This is a genomic window from Mesorhizobium sp. CU3 (assembly GCF_006442965.1).
Lineage (GTDB): Bacteria > Pseudomonadota > Alphaproteobacteria > Rhizobiales > Rhizobiaceae > Mesorhizobium.
The window spans coordinates 1-19205 of record NZ_VFWX01000013.1; the positions used below are offsets into that span (position 1 = coordinate 1).

At 65.5% G+C, this 19205-nt stretch carries 9 protein-coding genes; 7 read left to right on the top strand and 2 right to left on the bottom strand.

Going from position 1 to position 19205, the window contains the following annotated elements; all coding sequences use genetic code 11:
• Nucleotides 1-86 precede the first annotated feature (86 nt).
• Together hutC and FJ988_RS19920 are read right to left on the bottom strand one after the other, a co-directional pair.
• Nucleotides 87-833 (bottom strand): histidine utilization repressor, encoded by a 747-nt coding sequence (gene hutC, locus FJ988_RS19915; protein ID WP_140820062.1) that lies wholly within the window; start codon nucleotides 831-833, stop codon nucleotides 87-89.
• Between the two features lie 13 nt (nucleotides 834-846).
• The gene (locus tag FJ988_RS19920; RefSeq protein ID WP_140820063.1) at nucleotides 847-2202 is read right to left on the bottom strand and encodes a formimidoylglutamate deiminase; all 1356 of its coding nucleotides are present in this window, start codon (nucleotides 2200-2202) and stop codon (nucleotides 847-849) included.
• Between the two features lie 97 nt (nucleotides 2203-2299).
• On the opposite strand from FJ988_RS19920, the gene hutI reads away from it, so the two are divergent.
• The 7 genes from hutI to FJ988_RS19955 all read left to right on the top strand — a co-directional run bounded on the left by hutI (nucleotide 2300) and on the right by FJ988_RS19955 (nucleotide 19177).
• Nucleotides 2300-3529: an imidazolonepropionase gene (gene hutI, locus FJ988_RS19925; RefSeq protein ID WP_181183611.1), complete on the top strand. Its 1230-nt coding sequence runs from the start codon at nucleotides 2300-2302 to the stop codon at nucleotides 3527-3529.
• The gene (hutH, locus tag FJ988_RS19930) at nucleotides 3526-5067 is read left to right on the top strand and encodes a histidine ammonia-lyase (RefSeq protein WP_140820065.1); all 1542 of its coding nucleotides are present in this window, start codon (nucleotides 3526-3528) and stop codon (nucleotides 5065-5067) included. The genes hutI and hutH overlap by 4 nt, the downstream gene beginning before the upstream one ends.
• Nucleotides 5067-5885, top strand: coding sequence for an N-formylglutamate deformylase (gene hutG / locus FJ988_RS19935; protein ID WP_140820066.1), 819 nt, complete (start codon nucleotides 5067-5069; stop codon nucleotides 5883-5885). Before hutH ends, hutG begins: the two co-directional genes overlap by 1 nt.
• A gap of 30 nt (nucleotides 5886-5915) precedes the next feature.
• Entirely contained in the window at nucleotides 5916-7589 is a 1674-nt protein-coding gene (gene hutU, locus FJ988_RS19940) for a urocanate hydratase (protein WP_181183612.1), read from the top strand.
• A gap of 4 nt (nucleotides 7590-7593) precedes the next feature.
• Nucleotides 7594-8181, top strand: a complete 588-nt coding sequence (locus FJ988_RS19945; protein ID WP_140820068.1) for a HutD family protein — start codon at nucleotides 7594-7596, stop codon at nucleotides 8179-8181.
• Between the two features lie 271 nt (nucleotides 8182-8452).
• Nucleotides 8453-17032 (top strand): GH36-type glycosyl hydrolase domain-containing protein, encoded by an 8580-nt coding sequence (locus FJ988_RS19950; protein WP_140820069.1) that lies wholly within the window; start codon nucleotides 8453-8455, stop codon nucleotides 17030-17032.
• 375 nt (nucleotides 17033-17407) lie between these two features.
• Nucleotides 17408-19177, top strand: a complete 1770-nt coding sequence (locus tag FJ988_RS19955; protein WP_140820070.1) for a glucan ABC transporter ATP-binding protein/ permease — start codon at nucleotides 17408-17410, stop codon at nucleotides 19175-19177.
• The last annotated feature ends 28 nt before the right edge of the window (nucleotides 19178-19205 follow it).

Here is a 19205-nt window from a genome sequence, read left to right on the forward strand (position 1 = left end):
TCTCACTCCGCTGGAACACCCCTCATCCGTCTCGGCGCTGCGCGCCGATCCACCTTCTCCCACAAGGGGAGAAGGGAGCGCAGGCGCTATCCCTGCGACGGCGTGAACCTCGCCACCAGCGTGTGGCTTTCCGCCGGATAGATGAACCGCACATGCGTCACCGGGTGCTCGGCGCTCCAGGTGCGGCGCTCGACCACCAGGCAGGGCGCGCCGGCCTCGATGTCGAGCGCATCGGCGATCGTGTCGTCGGCGGCCATTGCGCGGATGCGATGCTCGGCCTCGCTCCACGGCACGCGGCCGATCAGCCAGGGGCCGGGGGCGATGTTGAGAAACTCTTCGTCAGCGGCTTCGGCCACGGCCGAAAGGTTGATCAGCCGCTGCTCCAGCGCGAAGGGCCGTTCGCCGGCAAAATGCAGGCTCTCCAGCGCAAGCACCGGACCTGACGCAGAAAGCCCGAGCAGCGCGCGATCCTCGGCGCTGCTGCGCCGCTTCAGGCGTTCCAGCCGCTCATAGCGATAGGGCAGGCCGAGCGCCTCGACCTCGATCCTGATGTCGTGCAGTTCCAGCACGGCCGCCTGCGACTGCGGCTGGCGCACGAAGCTGCCGGAGCGTCGGCGGCGCTCGATCAGACCGGCCTTGGCGAGCTGCGACAGCGCCTTGTTCACCGTCATGCGCGAACAACTGTATTCGGCCGTCAGCTCGTGCTCGAACGGGATGCGATATCCGGGCGGCCAGGCGCCGGACAGGATCTTTTCGCTTATGTCGGACAGGATGCGCTGGTGCAGCGAGAGGCTCTCGCCGCTGTCAACGTCATCTGGTTCGACAAGGGTCATCGTACAGTCCTGTTCAGCCTTGCGACAGTGCGGTCATGACGTCGCGGAACCGCTTTGCAATCGGTTCGCGCTTCGCATGCTGTCCGCCGCTCACCTGCTTTTTGCCGTGCACCCAGACGCAATCGACGGTGCTCCCATTGGCGAAAATCCAGGCGTCGAGGATCGCGTCGCCCGCCTTGCCGGCCAGCGAGGGATGGTTTTGGTCGAGCGAAACGAAATCGGCCGGACCGTCGGCGGCAAGCCGCGAGGGTCCTGCGCCGAGCGCCTGGCTGCCGCCGCCGAGCGCCGCATCGAACAGCGCGCGCCCGTTCGAACCGCCGGGACGCGCCAGCACGTTGCGGGCGCGGTGGGCGAGGCGCTGCGAATATTCGAGCTGCCGAAGCTCATCCGGCAGGCCGATCAGCACGTTGGAATCGGAGCCGACCCCAAAACGGCCGCCATGCTCGATGAACAGCGGCGCCGCGAAAGTCCCGTCGCCGAGATTGGCCTCGGTGATCGGGCAGAGCCCGGCGATCGCGCCGGCCTTGGCCATGGCAATGGTCTCGGCCTCGGTCATATGGGTGGCGTGGATCAGGCACCAGCGCTTGTCGACCTTGGCGTTGGCCAGCAGGAATTCAACCGGACGCTTGCCCGACCAGGCGATGCAGTCCTCGACTTCCTTCACCTGCTCGGCGACATGGATATGGATCGGCCCGTTCGGCGCCATCGCGGCAACGGCATTGAGCTCGTCTGGCGTTGCCGCGCGCAGGCTGTGCGGCGCGACGCCGACGACGGCTTGCTCCAGCGAACGAACGCCTTCGCGAGCCTTCTCAAGCAGACGCCCGAAGCGTTCGACATCATTGGTGAATCGCCGCTGGCCTTCATTGGGGGCAGCACCGCCGAAAGACGAATGGGCGTAAAAGACCGGCAGCAGCGTCAGGCCGATGCCAGTGGCGGAAGCGGCGGAAGCGATGCGCTCGGCCATCTCGGCGATGTTGGCGTAGGGCTGCCCGTCGCGGTCGTGGTGCAGATAGTGGAACTCGCCGACGCGCGAGAAGCCGGCCTCCAGCATTTCGACATAGAGCTGCGCCGCGACAGCCTCGACCTGGTCGGGCGTCATCGACAGAGCGAAGCGGTACATCACATCGCGCCAGCTCCAAAAGCTGTCGGCCGAAGGGCCGCGCAATTCGGCAAGACCCGCCATGCCGCGCTGGAAGGCGTGGCTGTGCAGGTTCGGCATCCCGGGCATGACGATGGCATGGCGCTCGTCGCCGGCCTGCGCGGAAGAGCCGGCCTCTACCGTCGCGATGCGGCCGCCGTCGAAGGCGATCCGCACATTGCCTTGCCAGCCCTCGGGCAGCAGCGCCTGTTCCGCAAAGATCGCCGTCACGTTTCTCTCCGAATCTGAATGCCCAGGCGACATTACCACTTGCGTCGCGTTTCAATATGTATATACATAATCGCCGTCCAAGCAAACGGAAAAGATGATGGGTGGAGCAAACGGGAAGAGCGGCCATCGTGTTTGGCGCAATGCGCGCCTGGCGACCATGGCCGAGGGTGCTGCCGGTCTCGGCATCGTCGAGAAAGGCGTGGTCGCCGCGCGCGATGGGCTGATCGTCTATGCCGGTCCTCAAGCCGACATGCCGGCTGCGACCGGGCAGGGCGCCGAAACCATCGATTGCGAAGGACGCTGGATCACGCCCGGCCTGATCGATTGCCACACCCACCTCGTCTATGCGGGAAACCGCGCCAATGAATTCGAGATGCGGCTGGCTGGCGCCACTTATGAGGAAGTGGCCCGCGCCGGCGGCGGCATCGTCTCCTCGGTCAAGTCGCTGCGCACCGCCGGTGAAGACGAGCTTGTCGCTGAGACGCTGCCGCGCCTCGACGCGCTGATGGCCGAAGGCGTCACCACCGTCGAGGTGAAGTCGGGCTATGGCCTCGACCTCGACAATGAGAAAAAATCGCTGCGCGCCGCCCGCCGTCTGGCCGATGAGCGCCCCGTGATGATCCGCACGACCTGCCTCGCCGCCCACGCTATGCCGCCCGAGGCCAAGGGCGACAAGGACGCTTTCATCGATCTCGTCGCCGGCACGATCCTGCCGGAAGTGGCCGCCGAAAACCTCGCCGATGCCGTCGATGGTTTTTGCGAGGGTATCGCTTTCTCGCCGGAGCAGATGGTGCGCGTCTTCGACAAGGCCAAGGCGCTCGGCCTGCCGGTGAAGCTGCACGCCGACCAGCTTTCCAACTTGCATGGCGCCGCCCTTGCCGCCCGCTATGGCGCGCTCTCGGCCGACCATCTCGAATACACCGACGAGGCCGGCGCCGCGGCGATGGCGAAGGCGGGCACGGTGGCCGGCATCCTGCCGGGCGCCTACTATTTCATCCGCGAGACCAAGAAGCCGCCGGTCGACCTGTTCCGCCGCCATGGCGTGAAGATGGCCGTCGCCACCGATAGTAATCCCGGCACCTCGCCGCTCACTTCGCTGCTGCTCACCATGAACATGGCCGCGACCCTGTTCGGCATGACAGTCGATGAATGTCTGGCCGGCGTCACCCGCGAAGCCGCGCGTGCGCTCGGTCTGCAAGACAAGGCCGGCACTTTGGAAGCCGGCAAATCGGCCGATCTCGCCATCTGGGACATCGAGCGCCCGGCCGAACTCGTTTACCGCATGGGCTTCAATCCGCTCCATGCCCGTATCTGGAGAGGACAATGACCGAACTCACCTTGAACCCCGGCAGCGCGACGCTTGCCGACTGGCGCGCCATTTACCGCGGCGCGGTGCCAAAGCTGGACGAGGCCTGCCGTCCGAAGATCAAGGCGAGCGCCGAGGCGGTTGCCCGCATCGTCGCCAAGGGCGAGCCGGTCTACGGCATCAACACCGGCTTCGGTAAGCTCGCCAGCGTCCGCATCCCGGCAAACGATCTGGAAACCCTGCAGCGCAACATCGTGCTCTCGCACGCCGCCGGCGTCGGCGAGCCGATGCCGGTCGCGGTGGTCAGGCTGATGATGGCGCTGAAGCTTGCCAGCCTCGCCCAAGGTGCTTCCGGCGTGCGCGCAGAGACCATCGACCTGCTGCAAGGCATGCTCGCCAATGACGTCATCCCGGTCGTGCCGGCGCAGGGCTCGGTCGGCGCGTCCGGCGACCTCGCGCCGCTTTCGCACATGACCGCCGTCATGATCGGCGTCGGCGAATGCTTTACCCCGCATGGCCGTTTCCCGGCCAAGGTCGCCTTCGTCTCGCATGGGCTCGAGCCGGTGACGCTTGGCGCCAAGGAAGGCCTGGCGCTGCTCAACGGCACGCAGTTCTCGACCGCCTACGCATTGGCCGGCCTGTTCGAGGCCGAGGTGCTCTACCAGTCGGCGCTGGTCGCCGGCGCGCTGTCGACCGACGCCGCCAAGGGTTCGGACGCCCCCTTCGATCCCCGTATCCATCTGCTCAGAAAGCATCGCGGCCAGATCGAAACGGCCGATGCGTTGCGCAATCTGATGGCCGGCAGCGCCATCCGTGAATCGCATCGCGTCGGCGACGAACGCGTGCAGGATCCCTATTGCCTGCGCTGCCAGCCGCAGGTGATGGGCGCCGCGCTCGATGTGCTGCGCAAGGCCGCCGACACGCTTCAGACCGAAGCCAACGGCGTCACCGACAATCCGCTGATCTTCGCCGAGGACGATACCGCGCTTTCGGGCGGCAATTTCCACGCCGAACCGGTGGCCTTTGCCGCCGACATGATCGCGCTCGCCGTCTGCGAGATCGGCTCGCTGTCGGAACGCCGCATCGCCATGCTGGTCGATCCCGCGCTCTCCGGCATGCCGGCCTTCCTGACGCCGAAGCCCGGTCTCAATTCCGGTTTCATGATCCCGCAGGTGACGGCGGCAGCCCTTGTTTCGGAAAACAAGCAGAAGGCCTATCCGGCGAGTGTCGATTCCATCCCGACCTCCGCCAACCAGGAAGACCATGTCTCGATGGCCGCGCATGGCGCGCGCCGGCTGCTCGGCATGATCGAGAATGCGACGGCTGTCATCGGCATCGAGCTACTGGCCGCCGCACAAGGCTGCGATTTCCACGCGCCGCTGGCGTCGAGCGCTGCGCTGGAAGCGGTGCGCAAGCTGGTGCGGGCCGAGGTGCCGCATCTCGACAATGACCGCCATTTCCATCCCGACATGGAAAAGGCCATCGCCATGGTGCGCAGCGGGGCAACGGTGCAGGCGGCGAACGGTGTGGCGCTGCCCTCGATCGCGGGAGCGGCGTGATGGCAACGCCATCCTGGCTCACCGTCACCCAAGGCACCGCACCCTTGCTGGTGTCGATCCCGCACACGGGCATCGACCTTGCCGGCCTTGACGGCCGCCTGGTCTCGACCTGGCTCGGTCGCCGCGACTGCGACTGGTGGATCGACAATCTCTATGACTTCGCCAAGGACCTCGGCGCGACCGTGGTGCACACGGCGATCTCGCGCACCGTCATCGACGTCAACCGCGATCCGTCGGGCGTGTCGCTCTATCCCGGTCAGGCGACCACGACGCTCTGTCCCACGGACACCTTCGACGGCGATCCGCTCTACCGCATGGGCGAAGAGCCGACGCCGGCCGAGATCGACCAGCGCCGCGCGACCTATTTCGCGCCATACCATGCCGCCCTGCAGGCCGAGATCGACCGGCTGCGCGGCATGCACGACAGAATAGTGCTCTACGACTGCCACTCGATCCGCTCGGTGCTGCCGCGCCTGTTCGAAGGCACGCTGCCGGTGTTCAACCTCGGCACCAACGACGGCAAAAGCACGGACCCGGTTCTGCAGGAAAAGGTGGCCGCCATCTTGGCCGCGACCGGCGAGAGCTGGGTGGTCAACGGCCGCTTCAAGGGCGGCTTTATAACCCGCAGCTTCGGACAACCCCAAAACGGCGTGCATGCGTTGCAGATGGAACTCTCCAACCGCGGCTACATGCGCGAGCCGTCGGAGAAGGGGTCACCGGAAAACTGGCCGGTGCCTTACGACGCATCCTACGCCGCGCCGATCCGCGCGACTCTGAAGACCATCCTCGAAACCGCGATCGACTGGGCGAAGCGCTGACGCGCGGCCTTGTCCTGCTGAAAGGGAAGAATGATGAACGACCCTCGCCACAACATCCGCGAAGTGCGCGCCCCGCGCGGCGACAAGCTCAACGCACGCTACTGGACGACCGAAGCGCCGCTGCGCATGCTGATGAACAATCTCGATCCGGAGGTCGCCGAGAACCCGAACGAACTAGTCGTCTATGGCGGCATCGGCCGCGCCGCGCGCACCTGGAACGACTTCGACCGCATCGTCGCCTCGCTGAAGACGCTGGGCGAGGACGAAACGCTGCTGGTGCAGTCGGGCAAGCCGGTCGGCGTCTTCAAGACCCATTCCAATGCACCGCGCGTGCTCATCGCCAACTCCAACATCGTGCCGCATTGGGCGACCTGGGAGAAATTCAACGAGCTCGATAAGAGGGGCCTGATGATGTACGGCCAGATGACCGCCGGCTCCTGGATCTATATCGGCACGCAAGGCATCGTGCAGGGCACCTACGAAACTTTCGTCGAGGCCGGCCGCCAGCACTACAATGGCGACCTCAAGGGCAAGTGGATCCTGACCGGCGGTCTCGGCGGTATGGGCGGCGCCCAGCCGCTGGCCGCCGTGATGGCCGGCGCTTCCTGCCTGGCAATCGAATGCAATCCGGACTCGATCGATTTCCGCCTGCGCACCCGCTATCTCGACGAGAAGGCCGAGACGCTCGACGAAGCGATGGAGATGATCGATCGCTGGACCAAGGCCGGCGAGGCAAAATCGGTCGGCCTGCTCGGCAACGCCGCCGAGATCGTGCCGGAAATGTTCAAGCGCGGCATCCGCCCCGATATGGTCACCGACCAGACTTCGGCGCACGACCCGATCAACGGCTATCTGCCCAAGGGCTGGACGATGGCCGAGTGGCGCGAGAAGCGCGTCAGCAACCCGAAGGCGGTCGAGAAGGCGGCCCGCGCGTCGATGCGCGAGCATGTCGAGGCGATGGTGGCGTTCTGGAACGCCGGCGTGCCGACGCTCGACTACGGCAACAACATCCGCCAAGTCGCCAAGGAAGAGGGTTTCGAAAACGCCTTCGCTTTCCCGGGCTTCGTGCCGGCCTATATCCGGCCGTTGTTTTGCCGCGGCATCGGTCCGTTCCGCTGGGCCGCGCTGTCGGGCGATCCAGAAGACATCTACAAGACCGACGCCAAGGTGCGAGAACTGACCCCCGGCAACACCCATCTGCACAACTGGCTGGACATGGCGCGCGAGCGCATCTCCTTCCAGGGCCTGCCGGCGCGCATCTGCTGGGTCGGCCTCGGCGACCGCCACCGGCTCGGCCTCGCCTTCAACGAGATGGTGGCCAAGGGCGAGCTAAAGGCGCCGGTCGTCATCGGCCGCGACCACCTCGATTCCGGCTCGGTTGCTTCGCCCAACCGCGAGACCGAGGCGATGAAGGACGGCTCCGACGCCGTGTCCGACTGGCCGCTGCTCAACGCGCTGCTCAACACCGCATCCGGCGCCACCTGGGTGTCGCTGCACCATGGCGGCGGCGTCGGCATGGGTTTTTCGCAGCATTCCGGCATGGTGATCGTCGCCGACGGTACGGCCGAAGCGGCCAAGCGGCTTGAGCGCGTTTTGTGGAACGACCCGGCGACCGGCGTCATGCGCCACGCCGATGCCGGCTACGACATCGCCATCCAGTGCGCCAGGGAGCACCAACTCAACCTGCCGGGCATACTAGGTTAAAACGATGCGCATCCTTCGTGCCGCCGACTACCGCGTCATGCCGTGGAAGAATGGCGGCGGCACGACCACGGAGATAGCCGTCTCGCCGGACGGCGCCGGGCTCGACGATTTCGACTGGCGCGTTTCGATGGCCCGCGTCGAGACCAGCGGGCCGTTCTCAAGCTTTGCCGGCATCGATCGCACGCTGTCGGTGCTGGAAGGCGAGGGGATTATCCTGGAAATCGCCGGCCGGCCGCCAGCGCGGCTGACCGTCGCTTCGGCGCCGCTGGCCTTTCCGGGCGACGTGCCGATCAGCGCGGACCTCATTGGCGGTCCGATCACCGACCTCAACGTCATGACCCGCCGTGGCCGTATGATTCATGCGGTGGAGCAGTTGCCCATGGTCGGCGAGATGAGCATCGCGCCGAGCGCCGACACGACGCTCGTTCTTACGGTGGGCGCCGGCGCAAGACTCCTCACGGAAAGCGAATCGCGCCTGGGGCCGCTCGACACGCTGATCCTCGACCGCAACAGCCCACAATTGCGGCTTCTGCCTGAAGGGCAGGGGCTGGTCTTCGTCATCGGATTGAAAGCGGTCGCAGCCAACCATTAACGGCTGTTGCCAAACATGATCGCGGCGCGCGCGATTTATCGCTCGGCCCCTTGCATGTATCACGAAAAAGCCTGATTCCTTGCCCTCATCCAAAACCGGGGGCGGAGAGCGAGGGGCGTTCGCCCACGAGCTGTCGAAAGGGCACGCCCCTGTCATGGTGCGCAACAAAACTTTCGGCCGACCAGTCATGCAACCAATTGCAATTGAACCGGTTTTAAGGGCATTGCCGTGGCGGTGACGCCGCATTGCGCCCCGCCTTACGGAATTTTCAATGAACATTCAGACGAACCCCACCAAACTAGAACAGTCGAGCGCGAGCTTCCCGAACGTGACGGAAGCGCCGATACGCTCCAATTTCCTGCCTGAAGACCGGCTGCGCGCCCTCGGCGTGGGGCTGGCCAAGGGCGAGGTGAGGGAGCTGTTCGGCCTCACGCCGTTCGAATTCCAGGCCCGTATCCGCGATAGCGCCAAGAAGATCCTCGAGGTCTACCGCTCGACCAATGCCGCCCAGGCCAAGGGCGAGACCATCACACCGGCCGCGCAATGGCTGCTCGACAACAATTATCTGGTCGAGGAGACCATTTTTCAGGTCAAGCGCGACCTGCCGCGCCGCTTCTACCACCAACTGCCGACCCTGACGCTGGCCGACGGTACCGTGCTGCCGCGCGCCTTCGTCGTTGCCTGGAGCTATGTCGAGCATTCCGACAGCTCGGTCTCGGCGACCATGTTCAAGGCCATTGTCGAGGGCTTCCAGTCGATCGAGCCGATGAAGATCGGCGAACTGTGGGCGCTGCCCTCGCTGCTGCGCTTCGTGCTGATCGAGAACCTGCGCCGGATCGCCGTGCGCGTCGAGCGCACCAGGCAGATGCGCCATATCGCCAACGAGGTCGCTGACCGGGTGCTGGCGACCGACGACAATGCCGACCGGACGAGGATCCTGTCGAACTATGGCGCGCACGCGCAGGACACCACTTTCGCCACCCAACTGCTCTATCGCCTGCGCGACGGCTCGCAGAATGCCGGCCGCGCGCTGGAATGGCTGGAAGGCGAGCTCGAAAAGACCGGCTCGGACGCCGAGGAGATCATCATCTCCGAGCACCAGACGCTGTCGAGCGGCAACGTCACCACCGGCAACATCATCCGCGGCCTGCGCCTCATCAACGACATCGACTGGACGGTCTGGTTCGAAGGCGTCAGCCGCACCGACGCATTGCTGCGCGACAAGACCGATTTCGCCCACCTCGACTTCTTCTCGCGCGACCAATACCGCACTGCGATCGAGCAGCTGGCGCGTCGTTCCGACCTTTCCGAATATCGCGTCGCCGAGAAGGCGATCGAGCTTGCCGGGCATCTTCCGGGCGTCACCGACGCCTCCGGCGTGCCGGAGACGGCCGATCCCTCCGTGCACACCGATGTCGGCTTCTTCCTCGTCGGCCCGCGCCGGCCGGAACTGGAGAAGGCGATCGGCTACCGGCCGCCCTTCTACGTCACCGTCAAGCGCGCCTTCGCCGCCACCGGCTGGCTGGGCATCGTCGTGCCGGTCTTCCTGCTGACCGTGTTGCTGCTTTTCCTCGCCGGGCGGGCGCTCGGCAATCTCGGCCTGTCGGTCGAGTCGATCGCGCTGATGCTGGCGCTGTTCGCGGTGCCGGCCAGCGAAGGCGCATTGGCCTTCTTCAACACCGTGGTGGCGCTGTTCCTAAAACCCACCCGGCTTGTCGGCTATGACTTCAACAAGAACGGCATTCCGGCCGGGTCGCGCACGCTTGTCGTGGTGCCCTCGCTGATCGGCTCGCGCGACGATGTCGAGGAAAACATCCGCAACATCGAAGTGCATCACCTCGCCAACACGGCCGAAGAGATCCATTTCGCGCTGTTGTCCGACTGGCCGGATTCCAAGACCGAGATCGACGCCGCCGACATCGAGATCCTGCAATATGCCCGCGACGAGATCGCCCGGCTGAACGCCCGTTATCCGTCGGAAGGTTCGCCGCGCTTCTACATCCTGCACCGCCGCCGGCTCTACAACCAGGCCCAGGACTGCTGGATGGGCTGGGAGCGCAAGCGGGGCAAGCTGCATGAATTGAACCTGCTTCTGCGCGGCGACAGCGACACCACCTTCCTGCCTCTGGACGTGCCGTTGCCGGAAAAGGTCGTCTATGTGATGACGCTCGATGCCGACACGCGCACCACGCGCGACGCGGTTACGGACCTGGTCGGCAAGCTTGCCCACCCGCTCAACCGCCCGCATTTCGATCCGGTGAAGCGCGTCGTCACCGCCGGCTACACCATCCTGCAGCCGCGCATCACCGCCTCGCTCACCAGCGGCGACGATGCCTCCTTCTTCCAGCGTGTCTTCTCCGCCAATCGCGGTCTCGATCCCTATGTCTTCGCGGTCTCCGACCTCTATCAGGACGTCTTCGGCGACGGCTCCTTCACCGGCAAGGGTCTCTATCACGTCGACGCCTTCGAAGCGGCTTTGAAGGGCCGTATCGACGAAAACACCATCCTCAGCCACGACTTGCTCGAAGGCGCCCTTGCGCGGGCCGCGTTGGTGACCGATGTCGAATTGGTCGAGGACTATCCGACCCGCTACTCGGTCGACGCCTCGCGCCATCACCGCTGGGCGCGCGGCGACTGGCAATTGCTCGGCTACATCTTCAATCCGCGTTCCGGCGTTCCGGCGTTGTCGCGCTGGAAGATGGTCGACAATCTGCGCCGTTCGATCACCCCGATCTTCTGGGTCATGGCCTGCGTCGCCGGCTGGACGCTGCTGCCCTTCACGCAGGCCGCGCAATGGCAGGCGCTGATGATCCTCAGCCTGTTCATGGCTCCGACCTTCGATATCGTGAACGGCATCCTGCCGAAGAGCGGCGACCAGACCCCGCGCGGCCATTTTTCGGCGCTGGCCCGCGATACCGTGTTCGGCACCGCGCTTGTCGCGCTCAAGGTGCTCTTGATGGCGCATCTCGCCTGGATGATGGGCGACGCCATCATCCGTACCATCTACCGTCTCTTCGTCAGCCGCCAGAACCTCCTGGAATGGCGCACCGCCTCGCAGGCGGCCAAGGGCGGCAACGATCTCGGCGCCTATTACAGCATGATGTATGGCGCCGTGATCATCGGCGTCGTCGGCCTCGCCATTCCGGTGCTGGCCGATTCCACCGGCGCCTTCGTCGCCTTCTTCTTCGCCATCTTCTGGATTGGCTCGCCCGCCGTTGCCTGCTGGATCAGCCGCTCGGCAGAAACCGAGGACCGGCTGCGCATCTCGCAGGCCGACATCCAGGTGCTGCGTACCTTCGCGCGCCGCACCTGGCATTATTTCGAGACCTTCGTGACGCCCGAGCAGCATCATTTGCCGCCGGACAATTTCCAGGAGAACCCGGCGCCTGTGGTGGCGCCGCGCACCTCGCCGACCAATATCGGCGTCTATCTGTTGTCGGTGGTGTCGGCGCGCGATTTCGGCTGGATCAGCCTGTCGGACGCCATCACCCGCATCGACGCCACGATGACGACGATCGAGAACATGCCGCGCGACCGCGGCCATCTCTACAACTGGTATGACACCACGACGCTGAAGCCGCTCTACCCGCTCTACATCTCGGCGGTCGACAGCGGCAATCTCGCCGGCCATCTGGTCGCGGTTGCGGCCTCCTGTGCGGAATGGGCGGAAGCGCCGTCCGTGCACTTGCAGGGCGATTTCGAAGGCATCATCGACACCGTTACCATCCTCGACGAGAGCCTTGAGGAATTGCCGGACGACCGCCGGCAGCTCAGGCCGCTGCGCCAGCGCCTCGCCGACCGTCTCGACGGCATGCGCCGCGCGGTAACGACCATCAAGGCGCAGCCCGAGATGGCCTCGATCCGCACCATCAACCTTGCCGTGCTGGCGGGCGAGATCCGCAAGCTCGCCACCGCCATCCACACCGAGGCGGCGTCGCCGAAGAGCGAGATCATCGCCGACTGGGCCGAGCGGCTGGAAGCGACTTGCGAAGCGCATGTGCACGACTCGCACAATGACGAGAGCGCCGTTTCGGCGCTGCGGGCCAAGCTGCTCGCCTTGCGTGAGCGCTGCCGCCGCTATGCCTTCGAGATGGATTTCTCCTTCCTGATGCGGCAGGAGCGCAAGCTGCTGTCCATCGGCTTCCGCGTCGAGGACCGCCAGCTCGATGAAAGCTGCTACGACCTGCTCGCCTCCGAAGCGCGTCTCACCAGCCTGTTCGCCATCGCCAAGGGCGACCTGCCAACCGAGCACTGGTTCCGCCTCGGACGGCCGATCGTTGAGATCGGCTTCCAGGGCGCGCTGATGTCCTGGTCGGGCTCGATGTTCGAGTATCTGATGCCGCCGCTGGTGATGAAGGAGGCGCAAGGCTCGATCCTCAACCAGACCAGCAAGCTCATCATCAAGCGCCAGATCCAGTATGCGCGCTCGAAGAACGTGCCCTGGGGCATCTCGGAAGCGGCCTACAATGCCCGCGACCGCGAGCTCACCTACCAGTACACCAATTTCGGTGTGCCCGGCCTCGGCCTGAAGCGCGGCCTTGGTCAGAACACCGTGATTGCGCCCTATGCGACGATCCTCGCCGCCCAGTTCAGCCCGCGCGAGGCGGTGCAGAACCTGCAGCGCCTTCGCTCGATCGGCGCGCTCGGCAAGCACGGCTTCTACGATGCGGTCGATTTCACGCCGCAGCGTGTGCCGGAAGGCACCGACCATGCCGTGGTGCAGAACTACATGGCGCACCATTCCGGCATGTCGATCGCCGCCGTTGCCGACGCCATCTTCGAGGGTCGGCTGCGTGATCGCTTCCACAGCGATCCGGTGATCGAGTCCGCCGAGCTGCTGTTGCAGGAAAAGGCCCCACGCGACATCCCGACCGCCACTGTCAGGACCGAGGCCGACGAGCGCGAGAAGGACGAGACCGAGGTCGAGAGCCCGGACAGCCGCGTCATCCTCGATCCGATCAAGGCGCTGCGCGCCACCAACGTCATGTCCAACGGTCGCTATTCGGTCATGGTCACCGCCACCGGCTCCGGCTACAGCCGCTTCGGCGAGCTTGCCGTGACACGCTGGCAGCCGGACCCGAACGAGGACCGGCTCGGCTCCTACATCTTCCTGCGCGACGCAGCGTCCGGCGACTGGTGGTCGGCCACGGCCGAGCCGAAGCGCGCCGAGGGCGAGCGCGTGCAGACGCTGTTTGCCGACGACAAGGCAAGCTTCACCAAGACGGTCGGCTCGCTGCGTTCGGAAGTCGAATGCATGGTCATCTCCGAAGGCAATGGCGAGGGCCGCCGCATCACGCTCTACAATGACGGCCCCACAGACCGGCATATCGAGGTGACCTCCTTCGCTGAGCTGGTGCTCGGCAACGAGGCCTCCGACAACGCCCATCCGGCCTTCTCGAAGATGTTCGTCGAGACCGAAATCGCCCCGAACAACGGCGCGATCTTCGCCACACGGCGCAAGCGCGACAAGAACGAGCCCGACCTCACCATGGTGCATTTCGTCACCGACCCGTCGGGTCCGTCGCGCGATGCCGAGGCCGAGACCGACCGCCGCGCCTTCATCGGCCGTGGCCGCACCATTGCCGATGCCGTCGCCTTCGATCCTGGCGTCAGGCTGTCCGGCAGCCAGGGCTTCACGCTCGACCCGGTCGCAGCACTTCGCCGCCAGGTGCGCGTGCCGGCCAACAAGAAGATCTCGCTGACCTTCTGGACCGTCGTCGGCGCCAATCGCGGCGAGCTCGACGAGGCGATCGCCCGCCTCGACCACCAGGAGAGCTTCGCCCGCCAGGCGATGCTTGCCTGGACGCGCAGCCAGGTGCAGACCCGGCATCTGGGCCTCAGCCTCACCGATGCGGCCAATGTGCAGAAGCTGGCGCGTTACCTGATCTATCCCGATCCGTTCCTGCGCCTGCCGGCGGAATCGATCGCCTCCGGCCTCGGCCGCCAGTCGAGCCTGTGGCCGACCAGCATCTCCGGCGATTTTCCGATCTTCCTCGTGCGCATCGGCGATGTCGCCGACCTCGAGATCGTCGCCCAGGCGCTGCGCTTCCAGGAATATATGCGCGCCCGCGGCATGATGATCGACTTCGTCGTCGTCAACGAGCAGGCCTCGTCCTATGTGCAGGACCTGCAGCGCGCGGTGGAGACGCTGTGCGAAAACAGCCGCCTGCGCGGCCGCGAGCTTGGCCCGCGCCAGCACATCTTCTCCGTGCGCCGCGACCTGATGGACGAGCCGACCTACAAGACCTTGCTGTCGGTGGCCCGCGTCGTGCTGCATACCCGCAACGGCACCATCTTCGACCAGCTTGAACGCGCCGACACGGCGGCACTGCAGGCACGAGACGCGCTTCTGCAGGCCGAGGCCGGCACGCCGCGCGAACCGGTTGCGCCGCTGCCCTTGCCGGTGCCGGCCAGCCAGGGCGGGCAAGACATCGCCGCCGACGGCAGCGGTCTCAGCCTGTGGAACGGTTTTGGCGGGTTCGACGGCGACGGCCGCCATTACGTGACGCGGCTGACCGGACGGCGCTCGACGCCGCAGCCGTGGATCAACGTCATCTCCAATGCCTCCTTCGGCTTCCACGTCTCGGCCGAGGGCGCCGGCTTCACCTGGAGCCGCAACAGCCGCGACTACCAGCTGACGCCATGGTCGAACGATCCGGTGTCGAACCGGCCGGGCGAGGGCTTCTACATATTCGACCACGCCAGCGGCAAGGCGTTCTCGCCGATGGCCGCCGTCGTGCGCGATCCGGCCATGACCTACGAGACCTGGCACGGCCAGGGTTTCTCGACCTTCCGCTCCAGGCGCGGCCCGTTGTCGATGGACCTGACGCAAGTGGTGGATGCCGCCGATCCGGTTAAGATCACCCGGCTGCGCATCCAGAACGGCGGTTCGGTGCCGGTCAGGCTGCGCGTCTACGCCTATGCCGAATGGGTGCTGGGCGGCCATCGCTCGAAGACCGCGGCGACCATCGTGCCGTCGCGCGACGCGGCGACCGGCGCCATGCTGGCGCAGAACCCCTACGGCCTCGACTTCGGCGAGCGCGTGGCGTTCCTCGCCGCGACGCATCCCGTCCATTCGGTGACCGCGGACCGCTCCGAGTTCATCGGCAGGCACGGCACGACGGAATATCCACAGGCCGTGCTTGGCGGGCTGGCGCTCTCCGGCCGCGTCGAGGCGGGCGATGACCCCTGCGCGGTCGTCGCCAGCGACATCGACATCCCGGCCGGCGGCGACGTCACGCTGCTCTGGCTGCTCGGCGACGCGGCGACGCCCGCCGAGGCAAGCGCACTGGTGCAGACCCATCGCGGCAAGGATTTCGACCAGCGGCTGGCCGACAACGAAAAGGCCTGGCGCGGCTTCCTCGACACCATCCAGGTCGAGACGCCGGACGAGGCAATGAACGCCATGGTCAACCACTGGCTGCCTTACCAGGCCGTCGCCTGCCGCATCCGCGCGCGCTCGGCCTTCTACCAGGCCAGCGGCGCCTTCGGCTTCCGTGACCAGCTGCAGGACACGCTTGCCCTTCTGGCGCATGACCCGAAGCTCGCGCATGACCAGATCCTCAACGCCGCCCGCCGCCAGTTCCCGGAAGGCGACGTCCAGCATTGGTGGCTGCCGCGCACTGATGCCGGCGTGCGCACCATGATCTCGGACGACGTCGTCTGGCTGGCTCACGCCACGACGCGCTACATCGAGGTGACGGGCGATGCTTCGATCCTCAAGGAGCAGATACCGTTCATCGACGGGCAGCAGCTCGGCGAGGGCGAGCACGACGCCTTCTTCACGCCCGAGATCACAAAGACCACCGCTTCGCTCTACGACCACTGCGCGCGGGCGCTCGATCTTGCCATCAAGCGCAGCAGCCCCGCCGGCCTGCCGCTGATCCTCGGCGGCGACTGGAACGACGGCATGAACCGTGTCGGCGAAGGCGGCAAGGGCGAGAGCGTGTGGCTGGGCTGGTTCCTCTTGAAGACGCTCACCGACTTCGCGCCGGTCGCCAAAGGGCAGGGCGATACCAAGCGCGCCCAGGCCTGGAGCAAGCACGCGGATGTGCTGAAGCGGGCGCTGGAAAGCACGGCCTGGGATGGCCAGTGGTACCGGCGCGGCAGTTTCGACGACGGCTCGCCTCTGGGGTCGCACACCTCCGACGAGTGCAAGATCGACTCCATCGCTCAGTCCTGGAGCGTGCTCTCGGGCGAGGGCGATCCCGCCCGCTCGACCACTGCCATGGAACAGGCGACCGAGATGCTGGTCGACGACGAGCTCAAGATCGTCAAACTGTTCACGCCGCCTTTCTCCAAGAGCGAGAAGGACCCCGGCTATATCAAGAGCTATCCGCCGGGCGTGCGCGAAAATGGCGGCCAGTACACCCATGCCGCTACCTGGTTCGTCATCGCGCTGGCCGAGATGGGCCGCACCGACGAGGCCTATCGCTGCTTCTCGATGCTGAACCCGGTCAACCATGCCTCGGACGAGAAGGCGGCCGAGCATTACCGCGTCGAGCCTTACGTGGTGGCGGCCGACATCTATTCCGGCGAGGGCAAGGGCGGTCGTGGCGGCTGGACCTGGTACACGGGCTCGGCCGGCTGGCTCTACCGCGCTGCGGTGGAAGGCATCCTTGGCATCGAGCGGCGCGGCACCGAGATCACGTTTAGGCCGAAGCTGCCCGGGCACTGGGACGGCTACGCCGCCACGCTCAAGATGTTCGGCGCGGAGGTCAAGGTTCGCGTTATCCGCGACAAAAAGACCAAGTCGATCTCGCTAGAAGTCGACGGTTCGAAGAAAAAGTCGGCCTCTTTCGAGCCGAAGGCTGGAGACAAGACCGAAGTCGTCGTCAGGATACCTGCGTAAAATCAAAGGCTTGACTGGTTGGCCGTGTACCCTCTGGGGTGCGCGGCCAAGCCTGGCTTTTTACTTGGCGGCCACGCCGGGCACCATCGCCTGCGATCTTTTAGCGCACGCTAACCAAGCTGCCGGTGACTAAAAATGTGGCAGAGCTAGGGATGTGCCATTATTTTGCCGTAAGGCTGGCATTTCACCTTTTATCTCAAACCGTTAGGTGATCACGTCAGATTTCGTACCGTCGTCATCTTTTGTTCGCTAAATCGGAACGGAAGCGATAGACGGGGCATTGTTTCGCGACACATTAACCGATACGTGTCAAAAAATGGTGCGGTGCACAATACCGGCATTGAGCACAGATAAGAGTTTGGCGGAGTAGCTGAAGTGTCACTTCTGCAGATCTACTTTAGAGCGCTTGGTTATCTGGCGGCCGACAAGAAGCGCGTCGCGCTGATTTGCGCCGCAAATGTCGCGCTGGCAGGGATCGCAATCCTCGAGCCGATCCTGCTCGGCCGCGTGATCGGCGCCATCTCCGAAAAAGGCCCGGTGTTTTCGACGCTCGCCGTCTGGGCCGCTCTTGGTCTGTTCAACGTCGTCGCCTTCGTCCTGGTGGCACGCGGCGCCGACCGCTTTGCCCATGCCCGCCGCTCCGAAGTGTTGTGCCAGTCGTTCGAGCGCGTCATCACCATGCCGCTCGCCTGGCACCACCAGCGCGGCACCTCGAATTCGCTGCACACACTGCTGCGCGCCGTCGAGACCCTGTTCAGCCTGTGGCTAGAATTCATGCGCGTGCATCTGTCGACGGCAATTGCGCTTGTGCTGCTTGTGCCGACCGCGCTTGCCATGGACGTCCGCATGTCTATCGTGCTGCTCGGCCTCGGCGTGCTCTATGTCGGTATCGGCCGGATCGTCATGCGTCGCACCAAGTCGGGGCAGACCGCTGTCGAGCGCCATTACCACACCGTCTTTGCCCATGTGAGCGACTCGGTCAGCAACGTCGCCGTGCTGCAGAGCTACAACCGCATCGGCCATGAGACCGCGACGCTGAAGCGTTACGTCAAGGATCTGCTCGACGCGCAGAATCCGGTGCTTGACTGGTGGGCGATCGCCAATGCGCTGAATCGCCTGTCTTCGACCATCTCGATGATGATCGTGCTGTCGATCGGCGCCTATCTCGTCACCCAGGGCCAGCTTCGTGTCGGCGATGTCGTCGCCTTCACCGGCTTTGCCGGAATGCTGATCGCCCGTCTCGACCAGATGTCGGCCTTCACCACCCAGATTTCCGAGGCGCGCGCCAAGCTTGAGGATTTCTATCGCCTGGAGGACTCGGCTGCCGACACCGCCGAGCCGGACGGCCTGCGCGAGCTCGCCAACGTCACCGGCCATGTGCGCTTCGAGGACGTCAGCTTCGAGTTCGGCAATTCCGGCCACGGGGTCGAGGACGTCTCCTTTGAGGTCCAGGCAGGCCAGACGGTTGCCATCGTCGGCCCGACCGGCGCCGGCAAGACGACGCTGATCAACCTGTTGCAGCGCGTCTTCACACCGTCCAGCGGCCGTATCCTGATCGACGGAATCGATACAAAGACGGTGACCCGCAAGTCGCTGCGCCATTCGATCGCCACCGTCTTCCAGGACGCCGGCCTGCTCAACCGCTCGATCGAGGACAACATCCGCGTCGGCCGCGCCGACGCGAGCTATGACGAGATCCACGCAGCGGCGATCGCCGCCGCCGCGCAGGATTTCATCCTCGCCAAGAGCGGCGGCTACGACACCGTCGTCGGCGAGCGTGGCGGCCAGCTCTCGGGCGGCGAGCGCCAGCGCATCGCCATTGCCCGCGCCGTGCTGAAGGACGCGCCGATCCTGGTGCTCGACGAGGCGACCAGCGCGCTAGACGTCGAGACCGAGGACCGCGTCAAGGAAGCGATCGACGAACTGCGCCGCAATCGCACCACCTTCATCATCGCCCACCGCCTGACCACGGTCCGCGACGCCGACCTCGTCGTCTTCATGGACAAGGGCAGGGTGGTCGAGATGGGCGGCTTCACCGAGCTGTCGCTGCGCAACGGCCGCTTTGCCAGCCTGCTGCGCGCCGGCGGCCTGCTCAACGACGAAGAGGTTCGCCGCCTCAGCCGTCCGGTGACGGAAGCAGCGTAAGGCCGCGACAACCCTCCGATTGCCCCAA